The sequence below is a fragment of the Marinomonas sp. ABL3_031 genome (genome assembly GCF_056161265.1).
Genome location: NZ_JBSWYU010000010.1, coordinates 1 through 23,970 on the forward strand (window position 1 = coordinate 1; position 23,970 = coordinate 23,970).

The following is a 23,970-nucleotide window of genomic DNA, read 5'->3' on the forward strand; positions in this document are numbered from 1 at the left end:
GCAGAAACTAAAAGGCCTGAGTCCGATAGAGTATCGGAATCAGGCCTTGAAAGCCGCTTAGAACAGAGTCCAACTTTATGGGGTCAGTTCATCCTTCAAGATTGGGCTTTTTTAGACATAAAAAAAGGCTAGACACTGGGTCTAGCCTCTTCTGTTTTAATACATTAATGACAGCTTATACGTCTAGGTTAGCCACAGTTAACGCATTGTCTTGGATGAAGTTACGACGTGGTTCTACTTCATCCCCCATCAGGGTAGTGAACATTTGATCCGCCGCAACGGCATCATCAATGGTCACACGCAACATACGACGCGCGTCTGGGTCCATTGTGGTTTCCCATAGCTGTTCTGGGTTCATCTCTCCCAATCCTTTGTAGCGCTGGATGGTCATGCCACGAGACGCTTCTTTCATCAACCAAGCTTTCATCTCTTCGATTTGCGTCACAGGTTGTCGACGCTCGCCACGTTGGATGTAAGATTCTTCACCAAACAATTCCGCAATGGTTTCGGACATGGCCACAATGCGCTTGTATTCAGGTGAATTGAAGAAGGCCGCTTCGAAACGGTAACGATTCGACACACCATGTGACATGATGTCGACAACTGGCAAATACAGGGTGCGTTCTTCGTCTTTTTCCACCGCAAAGTCGAAGCGGAAACCGGTGCGCGCATCCTGTGGCATGTGTTGACGAATGTCTTCAACCCAAGCAGATACAGCGGCTTCGTCCTTCAAATGCTCTTGAGTCAACTCTTTGCAGTACAGAAGTTTACTCATAACATCTTTAGGGTACACACGAGCCAAACGATCCACGTCATCTTCAATATGAATGTAATCACGTACCAGCTTCGCCAATGGCTCACCTTGAATGCCCGGTGCGTCTGCATTGACGTGCATGTGAGCACCATCCAAAGCCACTTCAATCAAGTGTTGATCGAGCGCTGCTTCGTCTTTAATGTACTGCTCTTGTTTACCACGCTTAATCTTAAACAGAGGCGGTTGAGCAATGAATATATGACCACGCTCAATGATTTCAGGCATTTGACGGAAGAAGAAAGTCAGTAACAAGGTACGAATGTGCGAACCGTCCACGTCAGCATCCGTCATGATCACTATGCTGTGATAACGCAATTTGTCAGCATTAAACTCATCGCGACCAATACCACAACCCAAAGCTGTGATAAGGGTACCCACTTCGGCAGAAGACAACATCTTGTCAAAACGCGCTTTTTCAACGTTTAGAATCTTACCTTTCAGAGGCAAAATAGCCTGAGTGCGGCGATCACGACCTTGCTTAGCAGAACCTCCAGCGGAATCACCCTCCACTAGGTAGATTTCAGAAAGCGCTGGGTCTTTTTCTTGGCAATCCGCTAGTTTGCCAGGCAATCCGGCGATATCAAGCGCACCTTTACGACGCGTCATATCACGGGCACGACGCGCCGCTTCACGAGCACGCGCCGCGTCAATCATCTTGTTGACGATAATTTTAGCTTCGTTTGGTTTCTCAAGTAAGTATTCCGCAAAACGCTTCGCCATTTCTTGCTCAACGGCGGTTTTTACCTCAGAAGACACCAATTTATCTTTGGTCTGCGAAGAGAATTTAGGATCCGGCACTTTAACCGACACAATGGCCGTCAAACCCTCACGAGAGTCATCACCCGTGGTAGCCACTTTTTGTTTCTTCGCCAAGCCTTCCGACTCAATGAAGTTATTCAAGGTACGGGTGAGGGCGCCACGAAAACCAGCTAAGTGCGTCCCGCCATCACGTTGTGGAATGTTGTTGGTGTAGCAATAAATGTTTTCTTGAAAACCTTCGTTCCATTGCAATGCCACTTCTACCGCAATACCGTCTTCTAAGTCATCACGCTGACAAATGAAGTGGAAAATATCATTGATCGGCGTTTTGTTGGTATTCAAGTGTTCTACAAAAGAACGTAAGCCGCCTTCGTAGTTGAAGAATTCTTCCTTGCCAGTACGTTCATCTTTAAGATGAATCGCCACACCTGAGTTCAAGAAAGACAATTCGCGAAGACGTTTCGCTAAAATATCGTAAACAAATACAATGTTGCTGAAGGTTTCAGCTGAAGGTTTGAAATGCACTGTGGTGCCAGCACCATCAGTATCGCCGACAATCGCAAGGGGAGCTTGTGGCACACCATGAACATAATTTTGTTCGTAGATTTTGCCTTCTTTGCGAATGGTTAAGGTTAAGTTTTCAGACAAAGCATTTACTACCGAAACCCCTACACCGTGAAGACCACCAGAGACTTTATAGGAATTGTCGTCAAATTTACCACCAGCGTGCAGTACCGTCATGATAACTTCGGCTGCCGACACACCTTCTTCTTCGTGCATGTCGACAGGAATACCACGACCATTATCCGAGACAGAGATGGATTCGTCTGGGTGGATCAACACAGTAATGGTGTCACAATGGCCGGCTAAGGCTTCGTCAATGGAGTTATCCACCACTTCGAACACCATATGGTGCAAACCTGTGCCATCATCCGTGTCACCAATATACATACCGGGACGTTTACGAACGGCATCAAGCCCTTTGAGCACCTTGATACTGGACGAATCATAATTATTTTCACTCATTTAACTCTCCTGCAAACCTTTGCTCAATGACGATAATTCGCCTTGTTGCATTACAAATTGGCGAACCTCAGTGCTGTCGGCCCAAGTAAAATCCGTTGTATCAGGCTCAACACTGGTAATAAAAACTTGGCTGTTCAAAGATTCCAGCAACTGACACAATTTTTGCCTATGCTGAGCATCCAATTCCGCCGCTAAGTCGTCCACTAAAAACACCAATGGACGTCCCATATCAATCAGCAATTGCCCTTGGGCAATTTTCAAGGCAGAAACCACCAACTTTTGTTGACCACGAGATAGGGTATCCAATGCATCTCCTGCGGCAGTTTTCACTCTTAAATCGGCACGCTGCGGACCACTGTGGGTATAACCCAGCTCTATGTCTCGTTCGCGACCTGCCTCTATAGCCATTGGCAATGATTTCTGCGCATCCCAACCCTGATAGAAAGACAGCTCCACCGTCAATGCTGGCGTTAACAAGGACAACACCTGATGAAAGAGCGGCGTAAGCTTTTCCACGTACGTTTTTCTCGACAAATTAACCTGCTCACCCAATCGTATCAATTCCTGATCAAAAGCAGATAACAAACTGGCAGTAATTTTACCACGTCTGAGCAAGGTATTCCGCTGTTTTAATGCTTTTTGCCAGCCTCTCCATGCAGAAATAAACTCCAAATCAAAATGAAACACGCCCCAATCAATAAATTGTCGACGAATACTTGGAGAACCCTCTAATAATCGGAAGGCATCTGGATTAATCAATTGCACTGGTAAGCGTTCCGCCAGTTCAAGCACAGACTGTGCTCGCTGACCTTGAATACGCACATCAATTTGACCATCACGATGACGCTGCAGTCCCACACGAGCAGTCAGACCATCTGCCAGCGCTAATTGAGCAAAGATCAAACAAGCTTCATTGTCATATTGAATATAAGTTTTGTGTTTATGACTGCGAAATGAGCGGCCAAACGACAATAAATAAATGGCTTCCAGCACAGAAGTTTTACCACTGCCATTAGCACCGACAATCAGATTAACTTGAGGCGAAGGTTCTAAGCGCACACTGGACAAGTTGCGAACATGAGAAATGTCCAAACGCTCAAGCGGCATAGTCTTTGAACCTAAATCTGGGTAGGAAAAGCCCACTTGTCATATTAAGCAGGCAAGCATAACTTAAAGGCGCATCGGCATCACAACATATTGTGCCGCGTGACTTTGTGCTTCTTCAATTAAGGAACTGGAATTAGAATCGTTCAAAGACAAACGTACTTCTTGAGAATCCACAACACCTAATACATCCAACAAGTAACCTACATTGAAGCCCACTTCCATATTGTCACCTTGATATTGCACCAATACAGACTCTTCAGCTTCTTCTTGTTCCGGGTTATTAGCGAACACTTGCAACATTCCATTGGATAAAATTAAACGTACACCACGATATTTTTCATTGGACAGTATCGAAGCACGCAGAAATACTTGTCGCAATTCCAAACGATCGGCGATAACAATTTTTTCGTTGTTGCGCGGAATCACACGATGATAATCCGGGAATTTACCGTCTACTAATTTAGAAGTGAACACGTAATCTGCCACTTTGGCACGAATGTGATTTGCTCCAATAATGAGTTCAACGGTTTCATCCGTGTCATTCAACAAGCGATTTAACTCTAAAACACCTTTGCGTGGCACAATGACTTGCGTTAGATCACCACTGACTTGAGCGTCTTCCACAGCCGTTGCCAAACGGTGGCCGTCTGTCGCCACAACACGTAATTGACCATCTGCTACTTCCAACAACATGCCGTTCAAGTAATAACGAACATCTTGGTTAGCCATAGCAAAACCGGTACGGTCAATCAAACGACGTACGTTATTTTGGGCTATGGATACCGTCAGGTCACCTTGCATATCTTGAATATTAGGAAATTCATCCGCTGGCAAGGTTGAAAGACTGAAGCGAGAACGACCAGAACGAATCACGGCTTTTTGCTCGTCTAATATAAACTCAATAACGGCACTGTCAGGCAAACTTTTACAAATATCCATTAACTTACGAGCAGGCACAGTAATGCGGCCTTCTTCGCATTCATCCAGTGGCACATGACCCACCAGCTCTACTTCCAAGTCAGAACCCGTTAAGGTTAACACTTGGTCTTTCACTTCCACCAACACATTGGCCAGTACCGGCATGGTTTGTTTGCGTTCGACAACGCCAGCCACTAGTTGAAGTGGTTTAAGAAGGGTCTCGCGGACGACTGAAAATTTCATTATTTTCCTCGTAAACTCAAAGTCTCAGACCATCAGGTGGTCAGAATTCGCATCAATTGTTTGTAATCTTCACGGATTTCCGAATCCGTGTCTTGTAGTTCTTTTATTTTGCGGATCGCATGTAACGCCGTCGTATGATCGCGACCGCCAAAGGCATCGCCAATCTCCGGCAAGCTATGATTGGTCAATTCTTTTGCTAAAGACATGGCGACTTGACGTGGACGAGCCACAGATCGACTGCGACGCTTGGATAATAAATCACTGATTTTGATTTTATAATATTCCGCCACGATGCGTTGGATATTATCAATGTTCACCAGCTTGTCTTGCAAGGCCAAAAGATCTTTTAACGACTCACGCACAAAATCAGGCGTGATAGCACGACCAGTAAAATGCGAGTTGGCAATCACGCGCTTCAATGCCCCCTCTAATTCACGTACATTAGAACGTATCTTTTGAGCAATGAAAAAAGCGGAATCATAAGACAACTTAATACCGCTTTCATCCGCTTTTCGCATTAAGATGGCCACACGAGTTTCTAATTCAGGTGGTTCAATAGCAACCGTTAATCCCCAACCAAAACGAGATTTTAATCTGTCTTCCAAACCTTGAATTTCTTTTGGATAACGGTCGCAAGTCAAAATCATTTGCTGACCACCTTCTAACAAGGCATTAAAGGTATGGAAAAATTCTTCTTGAGTGCGGTCTTTGCCGGCGAAAAACTGAATATCGTCGATCAATAGGGCATCTACAGAACGATAATAACGTTTAAAATCATTGATGGCATTCAGCTGAAGTGCTTTAACCATGTCTGCCACAAAGCGCTCAGAATGCAAATACACCACTTTGGCATTAGGATTATGACGCATTAACTCAGTACCAACCGCTTGCATTAAGTGGGTTTTACCTAAGCCCACACCGCCATAAATAAAGAGTGGGTTATACGCACCACCTGGATTCTCTGCGACCTGTAAAGCTGCAGCGTGGGCCAATTGGTTGGACTTACCTTCGACAAAGTTGTCAAAGGTAAAGGAATTATTCAAATTCGCACCGTGGTTTATACCACCTTCTACTTGCACTTTGCGTTTCGGCGCAGTTAACGGCAATTGTCCCTGTTCATATGGCTCAGAATCTCCTTTCAGTCCTTCGGAAGAAAGAGTTAACGGGGCTTCAAATTCCAAATCTGCATGAGACGATTCTTCTTCATCCATCAATCCAAAGCCAGGACGATAACCAGATTCAGATACCGTTTCGGTATTCAAAGGACTGACTGGCGGCGCATGATTAATAGGCGGAGGTGGCGGAGCCGACGCCGCAACAAACCCCTGAGACTTCACTACCAAAGTCAATGCAGGAATGGGATCACTGCCAGCAAATTCCGACAACAACTCTTTAATGCGAGTTTGATATTTGTTACTCACCCAATCCAATACAAAACGATTTGGTGCGCTTAGGCACAATTCACCGCTAGCCAACATTTCGGCTTCAAGTGGACGAATCCATGTATTGAACTGAGATGTGGAAAACTCACTCTGCAAACGTTGCAGACACAGATCCCAATGCTCCAAAGACACTGTAAACGTACTCCCTGGTCGAGTGACAGATAAGAAGCGGATTTTACCTTGGATAAATAAAGTTATCCACATTTTATGTAAAAAAAACCTAAGGTCACACCTTCATCAAATTTGTTAATAACAAAGGAAGTTATACACAGCAGTAGATAAAAAACTCTTTCTGTGCATAAAAATCCAACTTATTAACAGGATTTTGTTAACTCTTCTATGCTTTTCCACGAATCTTTATTTTTTTAAGTTTATGTTTTTAAATGAATAATTTAAAATGAAAATAAAAAATGTGAATAACCCCCTTAATTTTTAGAATTTTTTATCCACTAAGCTTGTATTTCCCTGTGAATAACAAATTAAGAATTTATGTTATTAATTTTTTATCAATAAAAACCCATCAAAGCATTGAACTTACTTAGGAAAGACACTAAAATCCGCGCCCTGATTTGCAATCAAATGCTGAGGCTTGGCGAACGCTAACCCTCAAAACTGAAACACTGCTTCAGTGAGAGAAATTAAAATGAAAAGAACATTTCAACCTAGCGTACTAAAGCGCAAACGTAACCATGGTTTCCGTGCTCGCATGGCAACTAAAGGCGGACGTCAAGTAATCGCTCGTCGTCGTGCTCGCGGCCGCAAGGCTCTAAGCGCTTAATACCGCTGATGACCGATTATTGTTTTCCCCGGCAAGTCAGACTGCTGAATGCCGGGGATTATCAATCCGTCTTTAATGACACTTCTGCAAAAGCCTTTGCTGGCGAATTTCTTTTATTGGCTCACAAACGACACGACAACCAAGTAAGGTTAGGCCTAATTGTGTCTAAAAAAACCGATAAAACTGCAGTAGGTCGAAACCGTATCAAACGTTTGGTACGCGAATCCTTTCGTCACCACAAAACACCTCTCGTCGGATTAGACATTGTTTTCCTTGCTCGTAATGGCATTAAGGAATTGGACAACCAAACCTTAAGCGAACGCCTAGAAAAAACTTGGCAACAACTGGCTAAAAAGGCAAAAAACCCAAGTAAAATGAAAAAACGCACGCATTCTCAGTAGAAATAGGCTGAAAAAACTGCCAAAGGCTGGTTTAATAGCGCGTGATTTTTCTAAAGGTTCATCGAACCTATTTGTCTAACCAAACAAATTAGTTGAATACCATGGATTTCAGACGTTACTTTTTATGGGGCGCGCTTTTTATCAGTGGTTACCTACTGTTTTTGCAGTGGAACCAAGATTACGGTCAACAACCGACTCAAAGTGTGGCTCAAAGCTCTCAAACTCAAACCGAGACAACTGCCCAAACTAATGACGATTTGCCATTGGCGACACAAGACAGTGCCAATGCCAACAGTGATATTCCACAAAGCGTCAGTCAAATAGCCCCAGGAAAGTTAATTGAAGTCACCACGGATACTTTACGTGTTGCTATCAATCCTGTTGGCGGTGACTTAGTCGAAGCAGCTTTATTGCAATACAAAAAAGAATTGGGACAACCTGATCCTTTTGTGATTCTTGAAGACGGCGCAGATCGTACTTACGTTACACAAAGTGGCTTGGTTGGTCGTAATGGCCCAGACGCTTCTGCCGATGGTCGTCCCGTCTACCAAACAGAGCAAACCTCTTATCAATTAAAAGAGGGTGCTAACAGTCTAGATGTGAACTTGTATTACACGGACACAAACGGCGTGAAATACACCAAAACATTCCGTTTCACCAAAGGTACTTACCGTATTCGCCAATTGATTACTGTGGATAACACATCAGCAACCACATGGCGTGGTAATCTCTTTGCTCAAATCAAACGTGATAACTCACCCGATCCGAGTAAAAGTAACAGTATGGGCCTTCAGCCTTACCTAGGTGGCGCTATTTCTGACGAAGCAACCAAATACAACAAGATATCTTTCTCTGATATGGAAGAAGAGCCTGTAAAAGTATCCACTACTAAAGGTTGGATAGCTTTACTACAACACTACTTTGTCTCTGCTTGGGTACCTGAGCAAGGCCAAGAAGTAACCTTGCAAGCTCGCACCAACAATGGTTACAACATTATAGGCTTCACCGCTGACCCAGTGGAAATTGCTGCAGGCAAACAAGGCACCATGAGCGCCACGTTTTATGTCGGTCCTAAACTGCAAGATCAGTTAGAAGCAACCGCAGAAAACCTAGACCTGACCGTGGATTACGGCATGCTATGGTGGCTTGCTAAGCCATTGTTCTGGTTGCTGACCATGATTCAGTCTTTCGTAGTGAATTGGGGTGTGGCCATCATCTTAGTTGTCGTGGTGGTAAAAGCCATCTTCTTTAAGTTGTCGGCAGCAAGCTATCGTTCCATGGCGAAAATGCGCAAGTTCGGTCCAGAAATCGCTAAGCTAAAAGACAAATACGGGGACGATCGTCAAAAAATGTCGCAAGCTATGATGGAATTGTACAAGAAAGAGAAGATCAACCCATTGGGTGGTTGTTTGCCGATTCTGGTACAAATGCCAGTTTTCTTAGCCTTGTACTGGGTATTAATGGAATCCGTTGAATTACGTCAAGCGCCTTTCATTCTGTGGATTAACGACTTGTCAGTGATGGACCCTTACTTCATTCTGCCAATCTTGATGGGTATTAGTATGTTTGTACAACAAGCATTGAACCCAACACCACCAGATCCAATGCAAGCGCGTATTATGAAGATCATGCCAGTGGCATTCTCTATCTTCTTCCTATGGTTCCCCGCCGGTCTGGTATTGTACTGGGTAACCAACAATACCTTGTCGATTCTTCAACAATATGTGATTACGAAACGTATTGAGAAAGAAAGCTAGGATAAGAAAACGGCTTGATCCAAACAAAAGGCTTCCTACTCGGAAGCCTTTTTACGTTTCACTTGCTATATTTTGTTTGCGAATACATTCAGCCCATTTAACTAGATTCAGAGCCAAACTATGACGGATTTTCACTACGCCACAGACCAAGACACGATTGCCGCTCAAGCTACCGCGCCTGGCCGAGGAGGCGTTGGTATTATTCGTTTATCAGGCCCCGACAGCTTATCCATAGCTCAGCGTATAATTGGCTTTGAGCCTAAACCTCGTTATGCCCACTATATGCCTTTCAAGCAAGCCGATGGTGAGCAGTTGGACATGGGCTTAGCAATTTATTTTCCAGGCCCTAACTCTTTTACCGGAGAGGACGTATTTGAATTACAAGGCCATGGTGGCCCTGTCATCATGGACATGTTGCTCAGTCACTGTTTGAGTCTAGGCGCCCGTTTGGCTCGCCCTGGAGAATTTTCCGAGCGCGCCTTCATGAATGATAAAATGGACTTAACTCAAGCAGAAGCCATTGCCGATTTGATCGATAGTACTTCTGAACAAGCGGCAAAATGTGCCTTACGGTCGTTACAAGGGGCGTTTTCTAAACGTGTCGATGTATTGGTCGAAGCCTTAATTCATTTACGCATTTACGTTGAAGCGGCCATCGACTTTCCTGAGGAAGAAATTGACTTTATTGGTGACGGCAAAGTCGCCAGCCAATTGGCAGATATTCAAAACAAATTGCAATCTGTGCTGAAAGAAGCCAACCAAGGAGCGTTAATTCGCGAGGGCATGAATGTGGTCATAGCAGGACGACCCAATGCCGGTAAATCAAGCTTATTAAATGCCTTATCAGGTAAAGATTCCGCCATAGTAACCAACATTGAAGGCACCACACGAGACGTATTGCGGGAACAGATACACCTAGATGGTATGCCATTGCACATTATTGACACAGCCGGATTACGTGACAGCCCTGATGAAGTAGAACGCATCGGTATCCAACGTGCATGGGATGAAATTCATAAGGCCGATCGTATTTTAATGATGGTGGACAGCCAATCGATTGATTCCAAAGATCCAAGTGAGATTTGGCCTGATTTCATAGAGAAACTAGGCAATACACAAAACATCACCTTGATTCGCAATAAAGTGGATTTGACCAAAGAAAGTACCGGTATAGAAACCATTCAAGGTATCTCTGTGATCTCTCTGTCAGCAAAAACAGGTGAGGGAGTTTCTGATCTTACAGAACATTTAAAAGCGGTTATGGGGTTCGATAGCACCACAGAAGGGGGCTTTATTGCACGCCGTCGTCATATCGAAGCTCTCAATAAAGCCAATCGCTTCCTGGACGCAGGCCACGAACAGTTGCATGGCTATGGCGCAGGTGAACTGTTAGCTGAAGACTTAAAAGAAGCCCAACAAGCGTTAAGTGAACTCACTGGCGCGTTTACCAGTGATGACTTGTTAGGACGTATTTTTGGCTCTTTCTGTATCGGAAAATAAGCTTAACTATTTAACAGCCAGTTGTTGGGCCATGACCATACTGGCTGCCACATTTCGCGCCGTAAAGATCAGGTTTTGTTCCGCTTCGGACAACACCTGATCCAAGTCGGCTAATGCTGGAATAATCGGAAAAATAGCCTTCATACCTTGCTCTAAAATGGCTTTTGCCCCATCACCAAAACAGCCCGCAATCGCAATGCAAGGTACCTGTGCAAATTTGGCTTGTTCAAGCACTCCCATCGGGGTTTTACCAAACACGGTTTGTCCATCTATTCGACCTTCTCCAGTGATCACCAAATCGGCCCCTTGTAACTGCTGAGCAAATTGAACCGTCTGCATCACAATGCTAATACCGGGTTTTAGCTCGGCATTTAATAGGGTTTTCATGGTCAATCCCATGCCACCAGCAGCCCCCACACCAGGCACGTCACGATCATCCGCAAAACCAGATCTGGCCAACACATCGGCAAAATGTCCAAGCGCGGTATCCAGTTTAGTAACCATGTCTTGTGTAGCACCTTTTTGCGGACCAAAAATCGCCGATGCACCATTTTCACCGCATAAAGGATTGGTGACATCACAGGCTACTTCGATTTGACAATGGGCTAATTTAGGATGACATTGACTGACATCGATTGTTTCCAGATCCATTAATGCCAAACCACCCGCACCTAAAGGCTGACCAGCCGCATCTAAAAAATGCATACCCAAGGCTTGTGCCATGCCAAGCCCAGCATCATTGGTGGCACTGCCACCTAACCCTAAAATGATGTGCTGAATACCACGATCCAAAGCGTCATTGATCAATTCACCAGTACCGTAACTGGTGGTCATATAAGGATCTCTTTGCGCACGAGGCACAAGGTGCAAGCCCGATGCTGATGCCATTTCTATGACCGCTATGGCTTGCTCAGTCGCGCCGCCTAAAATGCCATACTGGGCAACCACTTTTTCTCCCAAAGGGCCAGTGACTTGCAACTCAATGATTTCTCCTTGCGTCGCATCCACCATAGATTGCACGGTTCCTTCGCCACCATCGGCCATCGGCAGTTTCACGTATTCAGCCGTTGCAAATACCTGTTTAAAGCCTGTTTCTATGGCTTGAGCCACTTGCATGGCTGTTAAACTTTCTTTGAAGGAATCCGGTGCAATGATGATTTTCATGACGCTCCTATTTACTATGGCTAATTGCTTGAATCTTGCGCGAGTTTCACTAACACGCGACCACGTACCTTACCTTCAAGCAATTTATAGGCCGTTTCTTCTGCTTCAGAAAGGGAAATTTCTGCCGCAATGCTTTGATAGTCTTCAACTTTCAAAATATCCTGCAGGGCTTGCCATGCTTCTATTCTATCCGCCAAAGGACGCATCACACTGTCGATACCAATCAAACACACTCCGCGCAAAATAAAAGGGGCGACGGAAGCAGGGAAGTCCATACCTTGTGCTAAACCGCAAGCGGTCACCACACCACCGTATTGAGTGCTAGCACAGGCATTGGCCAAAGTATGGCTACCAACACAATCAACCACCCCAGCCCAACGCTCTTTTTGTAGCGGTTTACCTGCTTGAGACAAACTTTCGCGATCCACAACCTCAGTGGCTCCTAGAGATATAAGATAATCTTTCTCATTCATTCGGCCAGTTGAAGCCACCACTTGATAACCCAAACGACTCAAAATTCGAATGGCATAGCTACCAACACCACCATTGGCCCCTGTCACCAGAATTTCACCCGCTTCAGGTGTGACGCCTTGTTTTTGTAATGCCAATACAGACAACATAGCCGTGTATCCCGCAGTGCCTATCATCATGGCTTGCTGAGCTGTCATACCTTGCGGCAAAGGAATCAACCAATCGCTCTTTAAACGGGCTCGTTCAGCAAGGCCGCCCCAATGCTTTTCGCCCACGCCAAAACCATTTAATAATACTTGATCTCCAATATTAAAACGTTCAGAGGCGCTGTCGATGATTCGACCCACTAAATCTATCCCTGGCACCATAGGATAAGAACGTACTATGCGTCCTTTACCTGTGATGGCTAAGGCATCTTTATAATTAAGGGTACTGTAATCCACGGCGATCAGCACATCACCTTCAGGTAATTGATCTTCACTAATGCTGGCCAATTCACAAACCTGTTGATTGGCATCATCTTGATGAATAATGAGTGCTTGAAACATATTTCCTCCTACTATTAGACCGATCGTCTAGTAACCTATTCAAAAAAACCAGATGAACTATCTGGTTGTCTTAATATGAATCTAATTTTGTAAACTCTTTATAAAGAAATCCATAAAGCTGTTCAGAGGCTGACTTGAAGACAATAGCCTTGCGCGGTGTACAGCACCTTCCCAACCGAGCCAAAAAATTTGCGCTAGAGATTGTACCTCCTGCTGTAACTGCCATTCACCACGAGCTTGTCCCGTTAACAAACAAGTGGCTAATCTGTCTTGCCAACTTAGATAGCAAGATTGAATTTGCGCATTAAAAGTCGTTGGTAGTTGTGTAGACTCTTGCTCTAAATTTCCCACCAAACAACCACGTTGATATGCGTATTTTTCCATACCTTGACTGGCATCTTGAGCAAAAGCCCTAAGACGATCAACACAAGACAGAGATTCATCCAGTAAAAATTGATCAAGCTTATTTTCAAAAAAGCCCTGGTAGCTAGCCAACACCTCTAAGCCAAAGACTTCTTTGCTGGCAAAGTAGTGATAGAAAGACCCTTTAGGTACACCGACTGTTTTCAAAATGGGTTCAATACCACTATTAGTGAAGCCTTTTTCAGTCAATAAAGCGACACCAGCATGAAGTAATGCCTGTTTGGTCTGCTCTCCTTTTAAGGAGGATTTTTTTGGCCGCCCCCGTGATGAGGCGTTGCTTATCTCGAGCATAGTGACACCGAACTACAAATCTGCCATTTAAATTAGACCACTCGTCTATAGAAATCAAATACAGAAAATTTGAGGAAAAGTGGAAAAATGACACTGTATTTATCAACAGTAAATTAGAGAGATCGAAAAAAATTTATCTTTTTTTCAATAAGTTAACTGTGGATTAAAATCCTATTCAGAAGCTAAAAATTTCGCTAAAAAAAGAATAAAATTTAATAAAAACAGCAGCCTAGAAATAAAAACTTAACAAAATTTTATTGTTGATAACTTTGGTGATAGGTTGAAAAGAAGTTTTGCACAGTTTTTAATAAAAAAGGAAGTCAATTCAGGCTCTGTATAACTCTCTAAGTTATACACAAGAAAAGATTACCCACATCACAAGAAGTAGAACCTAGTTTAAACAAGATATTATGCGTTTAAATTAATGAAAAATATCGATTTTTAAGACTTTTCCCCAGAGAATCAATTTGCATATAGACATAATAAACATAAAAGACACTATATATTTATTTTTTTATTTATATATTGATGACCGGTAAAAGACGTTTCAGCTCTCTTTCTTTTTCAAAATTTGCCTTTATACTAGGCGCCCTTATCAGAAATTGATCGTTTTTTATTCACTTTGTTATTTTGAGGTTACTGTGGATTTCCCAACTCGCTTTGATGTGATTGTCGTGGGTGGTGGACATGCTGGAACGGAAGCAGCTTTGGCCGCTGCACGTATGGGCGTTAAAACACTACTGCTTTCACACAATATTGAAACATTAGGACAAATGTCCTGTAACCCTGCCATTGGTGGTATTGGGAAGTCCCATCTAGTGAAAGAAATTGACGCTTTAGATGGCATAATGGCATTGGCAACCGATCAAGCAGGCATTCAATTTCGTACCTTAAACTCTCGTAAAGGGCCTGCGGTACGTGCCACTCGCGCGCAAGCAGATCGTATTTTGTATAAAGCGGCAATTCGTCATCAGCTGGAGAACCAAGAGAATCTTTGGTTATTCCAACAATCGGTTGAAGATCTTATTGTTGAAGAGGGAGCTGCACGAGGTGTTGTCACCCAAACTGGCATTCGTTTTAACAGCAAAACCGTGGTACTGACAGCCGGTACTTTTTTAGGTGGCATTATACACGTTGGTTTACAAAATCATGCTGGTGGTCGAGCAGGAGATCCACCGTCTATTGGATTGGCAGAAAAGCTAAGAGCTTTGCCGTTTCGAGTCGATCGTCTAAAAACCGGTACGCCACCTAGAATTGATGCCCGTTCTGTGGATTTCTCACAAATGCAAGCACAGCCTGGCGATGAAATTACCCCTGTCATGTCCTACATGGGGAATCGTCAAATGCATCCGCGTCAAATTGAGTGTTTTATTACTCATACCAATGAACAAACCCACAATATTATCCGCAGTGGCATGGACAGATCGCCAATGTACACGGGTGTCATTGAAGGCGTTGGGCCAAGATATTGCCCTTCAATTGAAGATAAAATTGTGCGTTTTGCCGATAAAAATTCCCATCAAATCTTTATTGAACCGGAAGGTTTGACGACACACGAGCTGTATCCAAATGGTATTTCAACCTCATTACCATTTGATGTGCAAATTGACTTAGTCCGTTCCATGAAAGGCATGGAAAAGGCTCATATTACGCGTCCAGGTTATGCCATTGAATACGATTACTTTAACCCACAAGATTTGAAGTACTCGTTAGAAACAAAACATATGTCGGCTTTGTTCTTCGCTGGACAAATCAATGGTACGACTGGCTATGAAGAAGCGGGTGCGCAAGGTTTATTGGCGGGCGCAAATGCCGCTTTGATGGCACAAGATAAAGACGCATGGACGCCACGTCGTGATGAAGCTTATTTAGGGGTGTTGGTTGACGATTTGATTACCATGGGCACCAAAGAACCTTATCGAATGTTTACCAGCCGTGCGGAATATCGTCTGATTTTACGTGAAGACAATGCCGATATGCGTCTAACCGAAAAAGGGCGTGAAATCGGCTTGGTGTCTGATGCTCGTTGGGCGGCTTTCTGTCAAAAACGTGAAGCCATTGAACAAGAAACTCAGCGACTGAAATCCAATTGGATCGTGCCGAATTCTCCAGCAGCGGAACAGATTAATCCTAAGTTGGAAGCACCAATTACTCACGAATACAGCCTGTTGGATTTACTGAAACGTCCAGGTATTGTTTACGATGACATTGCCAATCTAAAAGGTGCGCCAGAACAAGCTATAGATGAGCAAGTGGCTGAACAGGTACAGATTTCGGTGAAATACGCAGGTTACATCGCCCGTCAGGCGGATGATATTGAGCGTTTGCGTCGTCAGGAAAACACACCATTACCTGTGGATTTGGATTATCAGCAAATGGAAGGTTTATCTAACGAGATCAAACAAAAATTGCAAGCAGCGCGTCCGGCCACCTTGGCTGCAGCCTCTCGTATTCAAGGGGTAACGCCAGCCGCTGTGTCGTTATTGTTAATTCATTTGAAAAAGCGTGCCATTGCTAAGAAAAGTGCCTAAAATCAGCAATCGAATTTAGCCAATGTATACGGATCGATTGTGACGCACTTTGATACCATTCAACAAGGCGCCCTACAAATGGGCGCTGCTCTATCCAATGACACTATTGAACGTCTAGTTCGTTATATCGTCATGTTGGAAAAATGGAATAAAGCTTATAATTTGACGGCCATACGTGATGTGGAACAAATGATTTCACTGCATTTGCTCGACAGTTTAGCGACCTTGCCTTACATTACTGGTGAAAAAATAATCGATGTGGGTACTGGACCTGGTTTACCTGGTATGGTGCTTGCTATATGTTATCCTGACAAAGAGTTTACTTTGTTGGACAGTAATGGCAAAAAAACCCGTTTTTTGACTCAAGTAAAAATGGAATTGGGCATGGCGAATGTCACGGTAGCCAATGAGCGAGTTGAAAAACATCCGCATCAAGGCGAATACCATCATGTGATTTCAAGAGCCTTTGCGTCTTTGCAAGACATGATCAATTGGACTTTGCCACTTCCCAAACAATCGGGTAACTTTTTAGCTATGAAGGGTGTATACCCTCATGAGGAAATAGCGGCACTGCCGAAAGAGGTTGAAGTACTTTCGATAGATCCTCTTTCCGTGCCACGTGTTCAGGCGGAACGTCATATGGTAGTAATGACGCGTAAAGGATAAAGCATGGCTAGAATCATCGCAGTGACAAATCAAAAAGGTGGCGTGGGTAAAACCACAACTTGCGTCAACTTAGCAGCGTCTTTGACGGCAATGAAACGTCGAGTGCTGTTAATTGATTTAGATCCACAAGGAAACGCGACCACTGGCAGTGGCCTCAGTAAAGAAGAATTGGACACCAGTGTTTACGACGTGCTGGTGGGCTCTCATGGCGTGAAAGAAGTTATGAAAAAATGCTCGCCAGGCGATTACTGGGTTTTGCCAGCTAATGGTGACTTAACCGGTGCTGAAGTGGCATTGCTAGATCTTCCGAGTAAAGAAACCCGTTTAAGAGCAGGCTTATATGAGGTAGATAATGATTTTGATTTTATTCTGCTCGATTGTCCGCCTGCTTTGAACATGCTGACGGTCAATGCTCTGGCTGCCTCACAAGGGGTATTGATTCCTGTGCAATGTGAATATTACGCGCTAGAGGGGCTTAGTGCGTTACTTCAAACTATTGAACGCATCACACAAGCGTTAAATCCATCTTTAGAGGTCGAAGGCATTGTGCGAACCATGTATGATCCTCGCCCGAGCTTGACTCATGATGTGTCTGTGCAGTTGCACAAATACTTTGGCAACAAGGTTTATGACACTGTCATTCCAAGAAATATTCGTTTGGCGGAATCTCCTAGCTATGGTTTGCCAGTGTTGCATTATGAGAAACAATCTCGTGGTGCCATCGCCTATCTAGCATTGGCGGGAGAATTTATTCGTAAACGTGCTGCATAACAGCAAACGAGCAGTTTAATGGCATTAAGGTTAATAAAATGACGACGAAAAAAAGAGGCCTAGGTCGAGGTTTAGATGCATTGTTGGCACCACAGACGAGCGTGACTAAGGATGTTGATGGCGATGCGGCAGAGGATCAGGTAAAAGGGCTCACCTATTTACCCGTAGAATGGTTATCTAAGGGAAAATTCCAACCTCGTCGTGATATGAATACTTCGCAATTGGAAGATCTTGCTGCTTCTATTCGTACGCAAGGCATTATGCAGCCTATTGTGGTACGCCCTATCAGTGGGCCTAATCAGTATGAAATCATCGCCGGCGAACGTCGTTGGCGTGCTGCGAAGTTGGCAGGGCTAGAGCAGGTACCTGTGATTGTCCGTCATGTGGAAGATGCGGATGCTGTGGTCTTGGCTTTGATCGAAAATATTCAACGTGAAGATCTCAATCCGGTAGAAGAAGCTTTGGCATTGCAGCGTTTGGTTGAAGATTTTAACCTCACTCAACAAGAAGTGGCTGATACTGTGGGTAAATCCCGTTCTGCTGTAGCCAATTTATTGCGTTTATTGGGATTGACTCCAGAAGTACGCCGCTTACTTGAGCATGGTGATATTGAAATGGGTCACGCACGTGCTTTATTACCGTTGGAATATGATAAGCAAATTCAAGCTGCGTCTCAGGTGGTGACTAAGTCTTTATCTGTGCGAGAAACGGAAAAATTGGTGAAAAATTACCAAGTGAGCGCTGATAAAGCAGACGAAAGTAAACCAGAATTGCCTGATTTGAGTGCAGAAGCAGAGAAAATCAGTCAAAAAATCAATGCCGCCGTTAAAATTCAACCCAGTGCCAAAGGGAAAGGTAAGTTGGTGATTGAATATCGTAATCCAGAACACTTAGAGTTATTGATCAGTGAGTTAATGGCTGAAAAATGATTTTTTACTGAAAGTGTGTCTTTTTGTATCCCAAATCAGAAGCTTTTAATGTAATTTTGCGTGTTATATTGAGTTGAACCCCGTCGCTATTACCCCTATAATGCCTCGAATTTTAGAAAATGCCACATTGGTTGCACTTTTGTAGTGCGATCTTTGCGTGCCCAGAGAGTGTCTACATGAGCTTGAATAAACCGCTTAGTACCACTGAAATTCTTAATGCGAAGAAGAAAGCAGTGATGGGGGTCTTGCGGTGGCAATTTTTTCTCTCTATGGTGACCGCCGTGGGAATTTTTTTAGCGTTGGGAGGTCTGTATGGCTATTCTTTTTTGGCCGGTACCTTATGCAGCTTGATTCCCAGTTATTTTATGGCGTGGCGAATTTTTGGTCACAAGGGAACACGGCCCGCTAAAGAGATTGTACGAACATTTTATCGTGGGGAAGCCAGTAAATTGGTGTTGACAGCGGTGTTATTGTCGTTGGTTTTTCTATTGATAAAGCCATTGTCGGCGGGCGCTTTTTTTGCCGGTTTTGGTTGTGCTATTTTGAGTCACTGGCTCACCCCTTTGGTGCTTCGTAACGTATAAGAGCATCAAGGTGTAATAAGAATTTTAATCATTGAGAGAGTGTGGGTATAAGTATGGGAGTTGAAAGTCCAAGTGCTGCGTCATATATAAAGCACCACCTTCAGAACTTGACCTTTGGTCAACACCCTGATGGTACATGGGGATTTGCTCATAGTGCTAAAGAAGCCGCGGAAATGGGTTTTTGGGCCATCCACGTAGATACCTTGGCAGTTTCGATTGCTTTGGGTCTATTGTTTTTGTGGTTGTTCCGTAAGGCCGCCAAAAAAGCCTCTGCAGAGACACCGTCAGGTCTACAGAACTTTGTAGAGATGATAGTGGAGTTTGTGGACACTAATATCAAAGAAAGTTTTCATGGCAAGAGCAAGATGGTTGCGCCTTTGTCCTTGACAATTTTTGTTTGGATATTCTTGTTGAACTTGATGGATTTAGTACCTGTCGACTTTTTGCCGGCGACAGCGCAGTTCATTGGTGTTCATTTATTCGGTGCAGATCCGCACCATGTATATTTCAAATTCGTACCAACGACAGACTTAAACGCTACCTTAGGTTTATCTTTATCTGTGTTTGTATTGATCATTTTCTACAGCATCAAGATCAAAGGCTTGAGTGGTTTCGTCGGTGAACTTACTTTACAGCCTTTTGGTAAGTGGATGATGCCTTTTAACTTATTGTTAGAAGGTGTAGGGCTACTTGCTAAGCCTGTCTCATTAGCCTTGCGTTTGTTCGGTAACCTATACGCTGGCGAATTGATTTTCATCTTGATTGCTTTATTGCCATTCGGTCTGCAGTGGTTACTGTCGGTGCCATGGGCAATTTTCCATATTTTGGTCATCGTGCTTCAAGCTTTCATCTTTATGATGTTGACTATCGTCTACCTGAGTATGGCGCACGAAGATCACTAAAAGTGTGTTCTTTAAAAGTAATAATTTTTAAAACCTTAAAATCTAAAAACTGTAAAATTAGGAGTTAAAATGGAAACTGTAGTTGGTTTAACTGTTATCTCTGTAGCAATCCTTATTGGTTTGGCTGCTCTAGGTACAGCGATTGGCTTTGCAATCTTGGGTGGTAAATTCCTTGAAGCAAGTGCTCGTCAACCTGAACTTGCTCCAATGCTTCAAACTAAAATGTTCATTGTTGCTGGTCTTTTGGACGCAGTATCTATGATCGGTGTTGGTATTGCATTGTTCTTCACGTTCGCAAACCCATTTGTTGCTTTGGTCGCTGGTTAATTCTGCATTTTTTGCAGAGATCAATTTTAAACGACTAAGAGCGAGGGTATTAGCGTGAATTTAAATCTCACACTTGTAGGCCAAGCTATCTCGTTTGCCATTTTTGTCTGGTTCTGCATGAAATTCGTGTGGCCACCAGTGATTGCTGCGCTAGAAGAGCGCAGCAAGAAAATTGCAGACGGTTTGGAAGCAGCGAATCGTGCCTCACGTGATCTTGAATTGGCTCAAGAACAAGCCGATAAAATTTTACGTGACAGCAAAGAAAACGCGGCCGAGATTATTGAACAAGCCAATAAACGTGCGAACCAAATGATCGACGAGGCAAAAGAGCAGGTGATCGCAGACGGTAAACGTCTTCGTGAAGCAGCTCAAGCTGAAATTGAGCAAGATGTATTGCGTGCTAAAGAAGCATTGCGTGCACAAGTTTCTGTTCTTGCTTATGCCGGTGCCGAGAAAATTTTGGGAGCCACCATTGACGAAAAAGCACACAGCGAGATCGTTGAACAACTCGCCAAAGAGCTTTAAGCGAGGGTCATTATGGCTGAATTAAAAACAGTCGCGCGACCGTATGCAAAGGCGAGTTTCGAAGTAGCCAAAGAACAAGGTCAAATTGCGCAGTGGGCCGATATGTTAAACGTATTAGCCACTGTGACACAGGAACCTAAGCTTCGTAAGGCTCTCGAAAATCCGGCTTTTAGTGCGCAAGAGAAGGCAAACGCTCTAGCCGATGTTTGTGGTGATGCAGTAACAGATTCTGGGAAAGCATTTTTGTTGGCCCTAGCAGAAAATAATCGCTTAGCGCTTATTCCTGTTATTTCTGAACTCTTTACCTTGTTCAAGCTGAACTATGAAAAAGCTGTGAACGTTAAGTTCACTACTGCTTTTGAGTTGTCAGCAGAACAAGTTCAAGCATTGGTTGATTCATTGAGTAAAAAGTTGGACCGTACTGTCAACTTAACCAGTGAAACAGACGCGAGCCTAATTGGTGGCGTGGTTATCCGTACCGGTGACTTAATCATCGACGGTTCAGTACGCGGTAAATTAGCGAAACTGTCCGAGGCGATAAACTCCTAGTGTTCCGTTAAGTCGAAACCAGGGTTGAGGAATTTAGCATGCAGCAACTGAATCCATCTGAGATCAGCGAGATTATCAAGAAGCGCATCGAGAACCTCGATGTTTCTTCTGATGCCCAAAATGAGGGCACAATTGTCAGCGTGGCAGACGGTATCGTTCTGATCCACGGTTTGGCAGATGTTATGTACGGGGAAATGATTGAATTCCCTGGTGGTGTTTACGGTATGGCCTTGAACCTAGAGCGTGACTCTGTAGGTGCGGTTGTACTTGGTAACTATCAAGACCTAGTAGAAGGTCAAAAAGTTAAATGTACTGGTCGTATTCTTGAAGTACCGGTTGGTACAGAATTGCTAGGCCGTGTTGTTGACGCTTTAGGTAACCCTATTGACGGCAAAGGCGCAGTTGACGCAAAACTAACTGACAAAGTTGAAAAAGTTGCGCCTGGCGTAATCGACCGTCAGTCAGTTGATCAACCAATTCAAACAGGTTACAAGGCAATCGATGCCATGGTACCTGTAGGCCGTGGTCAGCGTGAGTTGATCATCGGTGACCGTCAGGTAGGTAAAACTGCCTTGGCGATCGACACCATTATTGCTCAGAAAAACAGTGGCATTAAGTGTGTGTACGTCGCAATCGGTCAGAAACAATCTACTATTGCCAACGTTGTACGTAAGCTTGAAGAAGCAGGCGCGATGGAATACACCACTGTGGTTGCAGCGGGTGCTTCTGATCCAGCGTCTATGTTGTTCTTGGCGCCGTACACTGGTTGTACAATGGGTGAATACTTCCGTGACCGCGGTGAAGATGCATTGATCATTTATGATGATTTGACCAAGCAAGCTTGGGCTTACCGTCAGATCTCTTTGCTACTTCGTCGTCCACCAGGTCGTGAAGCTTACCCAGGTGACGTTTTCTACCTTCACTCTCGTCTACTTGAGCGTGCTTCTCGTGTTAGCGCAGACTATGTTGAGAAGTTCACTAACGGTGAAGTAAAAGGCCAAACAGGTTCTTTGACGGCTTTGCCTATCATCGAGACACAAGGTGGTGACGTTTCTGCGTTCGTACCAACAAACGTTATCTCCATCACTGATGGTCAGATCTTCCTAGAAACGAGCTTGTTCAACTCAGGTATCCGTCCTGCGATGAACGCCGGTATTTCGGTATCTCGTGTAGGTGGTGCAGCGCAAACTAAGATCGTTAAGAAGCTTGGTGGCGGTATTCGTCTTGCATTGGCTCAGTACCGTGAATTGGCGGCTTTCGCTCAGTTCGCATCTGACCTAGACGAAGCAACTCGTAAGCAGCTAGAACACGGTAAACAGGTTACTGAACTGATGAAACAGAAGCAGTTCTCTCCAATGCCTGTTGCTGATATGGGTGTGGTTCTTTACGCTGCTAATGATGGCTACCTTGAAGATGTTGAAACAAGCAAAATTGCCAGTTTTGAAAGTGCATTATTAAGCTACATGAACAGCGAACACGCTGATCTGATGGCTGACATTAACAAAACAGGTAATTTTAACGGCGAGATTGAAGCGACATTTAAAGCGGCAATCGAGAAGTTTAAAGCGACGCAAACTTGGTAATGTGGTTGGTGGCAAGTTAATCTTGTCATCATCTTCTTGCAGTTTGTGAAATAACATTCTCACAAGGGCAGTTCTATTATGGCAGTCGGAAAAGAGATACGTACTCAGATTTCGAGCATTAACAATACGCGTAAGATTACTCGTGCCATGGAAAAAGTGGCCGCGAGTAAGACGCGTAAAGCTCAGGATCGTATGGCCGCTTCTCGTCCGTATGCGGAACGAATTCGCCAAGTAGTTGGCCATTTGGCTAACGCGAATCCTGAGTATAAACACCGTTACCTTACCGAGCGTGAGGCGAAGCGTGTTGGTTATATCGTAGTCTCTTCTGACCGTGGATTGTGTGGTGGTTTGAACGTGAATGCGTTCAAAACCGCAATTAAAGATATGAAACAGTTTGCTGATGCCGGTATCGAAATCGATATTTGTGCGATTGGCTCTAAAGCGGTTTCTTTCTTTCGCAACTACGGCGGAAATGTCACAGCAGCCCACACTGGTTTAGGTGATGCACCTAAAGCCGACGATCTTGTTGGTAGTGTGAAGGTGATGCTGGACGCCTTTGATGATGGTCGCATTGATCAATTGTTTGTGGTTTCCAATGAGTTTGTAAATACCATGACTCAAAAACCACGCGTTGAGCAGCTACTGCCATTAAAAGCGGAAGAGAATACAGAGTTACAGCACCACTGGGACTACATCTACGAGCCTGAGCCCGTTGAAATTTTAGACGAGTTATTGGTTCGCTATATTGAATCTCAGGTATATCAAGCAGTGGTTGAGAACATTGCATGTGAACAAGCAGCACGTATGCTTGCCATGAAAAATGCAACGGACAACGCTGGCGATATCATTGATGAATTGCAGTTGGTGTACAACAAGGCTCGTCAAGCAGCGATTACTCAGGAAATTTCTGAGATAGTCGGCGGCGCGGCAGCGGTTTAAGGTATTTAGGTATTAAGAGGAT

General features: G+C 44.1%; 22 protein-coding genes. 15 read left to right on the top strand and 7 right to left on the bottom strand.

What is annotated here, in order from left to right; translation table 11 throughout:
- Positions 1-175: 175 nt before the first annotated feature.
- The 4 genes from gyrB to dnaA form a co-directional block, all read right to left on the bottom strand.
- On the bottom strand, positions 176-2,599 hold the full coding sequence (gene gyrB, locus ACXAH2_RS11730; protein WP_475078697.1) for a DNA topoisomerase (ATP-hydrolyzing) subunit B: 2,424 nt from the start codon (positions 2,597-2,599) through the stop codon (positions 176-178).
- Positions 2,600-3,706, bottom strand: a complete 1,107-nt coding sequence (gene recF / locus ACXAH2_RS11735; protein WP_475078698.1) for a DNA replication/repair protein RecF — start codon at positions 3,704-3,706, stop codon at positions 2,600-2,602.
- A 63-nt stretch (positions 3,707-3,769) separates the two neighbouring features.
- Positions 3,770-4,867 (bottom strand): DNA polymerase III subunit beta, encoded by a 1,098-nt coding sequence (gene dnaN / locus ACXAH2_RS11740; protein ID WP_475078700.1) that lies wholly within the window; start codon positions 4,865-4,867, stop codon positions 3,770-3,772.
- 32 nt (positions 4,868-4,899) lie between these two features.
- Positions 4,900-6,441, bottom strand: coding sequence for a chromosomal replication initiator protein DnaA (gene dnaA / locus ACXAH2_RS11745; RefSeq protein WP_475078701.1), 1,542 nt, complete (start codon positions 6,439-6,441; stop codon positions 4,900-4,902).
- Positions 6,442-6,952: 511 nt separating this feature from the next.
- On the opposite strand from dnaA, the gene rpmH reads away from it, so the two are divergent.
- From rpmH to mnmE, 4 genes are all read left to right on the top strand, one after another.
- On the top strand, positions 6,953-7,087 hold the full coding sequence (rpmH, locus tag ACXAH2_RS11750) for a 50S ribosomal protein L34 (protein ID WP_013663328.1): 135 nt from the start codon (positions 6,953-6,955) through the stop codon (positions 7,085-7,087).
- An 8-nt stretch (positions 7,088-7,095) separates the two neighbouring features.
- Entirely contained in the window at positions 7,096-7,488 is a 393-nt protein-coding gene (gene rnpA / locus ACXAH2_RS11755) for a ribonuclease P protein component (protein WP_475078702.1), read from the top strand.
- Between the two features lie 101 nt (positions 7,489-7,589).
- The gene (gene yidC / locus ACXAH2_RS11760) at positions 7,590-9,245 is read left to right on the top strand and encodes a membrane protein insertase YidC (RefSeq protein ID WP_475078703.1); all 1,656 of its coding nucleotides are present in this window, start codon (positions 7,590-7,592) and stop codon (positions 9,243-9,245) included.
- A 120-nt stretch (positions 9,246-9,365) separates the two neighbouring features.
- Positions 9,366-10,745, top strand: coding sequence for a tRNA uridine-5-carboxymethylaminomethyl(34) synthesis GTPase MnmE (gene mnmE / locus ACXAH2_RS11765; RefSeq protein WP_475078705.1), 1,380 nt, complete (start codon positions 9,366-9,368; stop codon positions 10,743-10,745).
- Between the two features lie 6 nt (positions 10,746-10,751).
- Here the strand turns inward: mnmE and ACXAH2_RS11770 are convergent, their stop codons facing one another.
- From ACXAH2_RS11770 to acuR, 3 genes are all read right to left on the bottom strand, one after another.
- Complete coding sequence (locus ACXAH2_RS11770) at positions 10,752-11,909, bottom strand: glycerate kinase (protein ID WP_475078707.1); 1,158 nt, start codon at positions 11,907-11,909, stop codon at positions 10,752-10,754.
- 20 nt (positions 11,910-11,929) lie between these two features.
- A complete protein-coding gene (acuI, locus tag ACXAH2_RS11775) occupies positions 11,930-12,928 on the bottom strand; it encodes an acrylyl-CoA reductase (NADPH) (protein WP_475078708.1) in 999 nt (332 codons plus the stop codon).
- A gap of 81 nt (positions 12,929-13,009) precedes the next feature.
- Positions 13,010-13,642 carry an acrylate utilization transcriptional regulator AcuR gene (gene acuR, locus ACXAH2_RS11780; protein WP_475078709.1) on the bottom strand — a complete coding sequence of 211 codons (633 nt, stop codon included), beginning with the start codon at positions 13,640-13,642 and terminating at the stop codon, positions 13,010-13,012.
- A gap of 641 nt (positions 13,643-14,283) precedes the next feature.
- Here acuR and mnmG point away from each other — a divergent pair.
- The 11 genes from mnmG to atpG all read left to right on the top strand — a co-directional run bounded on the left by mnmG (position 14,284) and on the right by atpG (position 23,948).
- The gene (mnmG, locus tag ACXAH2_RS11785; RefSeq protein WP_475078710.1) at positions 14,284-16,173 is read left to right on the top strand and encodes a tRNA uridine-5-carboxymethylaminomethyl(34) synthesis enzyme MnmG; all 1,890 of its coding nucleotides are present in this window, start codon (positions 14,284-14,286) and stop codon (positions 16,171-16,173) included.
- Between the two features lie 39 nt (positions 16,174-16,212).
- A complete protein-coding gene (rsmG, locus tag ACXAH2_RS11790; protein ID WP_475078712.1) occupies positions 16,213-16,839 on the top strand; it encodes a 16S rRNA (guanine(527)-N(7))-methyltransferase RsmG in 627 nt (208 codons plus the stop codon).
- Between the two features lie 3 nt (positions 16,840-16,842).
- Positions 16,843-17,610: a ParA family protein gene (locus ACXAH2_RS11795; protein WP_475078714.1), complete on the top strand. Its 768-nt coding sequence runs from the start codon at positions 16,843-16,845 to the stop codon at positions 17,608-17,610.
- Positions 17,611-17,648: 38 nt separating this feature from the next.
- Positions 17,649-18,539: a ParB/RepB/Spo0J family partition protein gene (locus ACXAH2_RS11800; protein WP_475078716.1), complete on the top strand. Its 891-nt coding sequence runs from the start codon at positions 17,649-17,651 to the stop codon at positions 18,537-18,539.
- A gap of 176 nt (positions 18,540-18,715) precedes the next feature.
- On the top strand, positions 18,716-19,123 hold the full coding sequence (locus ACXAH2_RS11805) for an ATP synthase subunit I (RefSeq protein ID WP_475078718.1): 408 nt from the start codon (positions 18,716-18,718) through the stop codon (positions 19,121-19,123).
- A 53-nt stretch (positions 19,124-19,176) separates the two neighbouring features.
- Complete coding sequence (gene atpB / locus ACXAH2_RS11810) at positions 19,177-20,025, top strand: F0F1 ATP synthase subunit A (protein ID WP_475078720.1); 849 nt, start codon at positions 19,177-19,179, stop codon at positions 20,023-20,025.
- Between the two features lie 69 nt (positions 20,026-20,094).
- Positions 20,095-20,352 (top strand): F0F1 ATP synthase subunit C, encoded by a 258-nt coding sequence (atpE, locus tag ACXAH2_RS11815; protein WP_111605816.1) that lies wholly within the window; start codon positions 20,095-20,097, stop codon positions 20,350-20,352.
- Positions 20,353-20,406: 54 nt separating this feature from the next.
- Positions 20,407-20,877: a F0F1 ATP synthase subunit B gene (locus tag ACXAH2_RS11820; protein ID WP_475078721.1), complete on the top strand. Its 471-nt coding sequence runs from the start codon at positions 20,407-20,409 to the stop codon at positions 20,875-20,877.
- Positions 20,878-20,889: 12 nt separating this feature from the next.
- Complete coding sequence (locus ACXAH2_RS11825; protein ID WP_475078722.1) at positions 20,890-21,426, top strand: F0F1 ATP synthase subunit delta; 537 nt, start codon at positions 20,890-20,892, stop codon at positions 21,424-21,426.
- 38 nt (positions 21,427-21,464) lie between these two features.
- Positions 21,465-23,009: a F0F1 ATP synthase subunit alpha gene (atpA, locus tag ACXAH2_RS11830; RefSeq protein WP_475078724.1), complete on the top strand. Its 1,545-nt coding sequence runs from the start codon at positions 21,465-21,467 to the stop codon at positions 23,007-23,009.
- Between the two features lie 78 nt (positions 23,010-23,087).
- Positions 23,088-23,948: a F0F1 ATP synthase subunit gamma gene (atpG, locus tag ACXAH2_RS11835; protein WP_475078725.1), complete on the top strand. Its 861-nt coding sequence runs from the start codon at positions 23,088-23,090 to the stop codon at positions 23,946-23,948.
- The last annotated feature ends 22 nt before the right edge of the window (positions 23,949-23,970 follow it).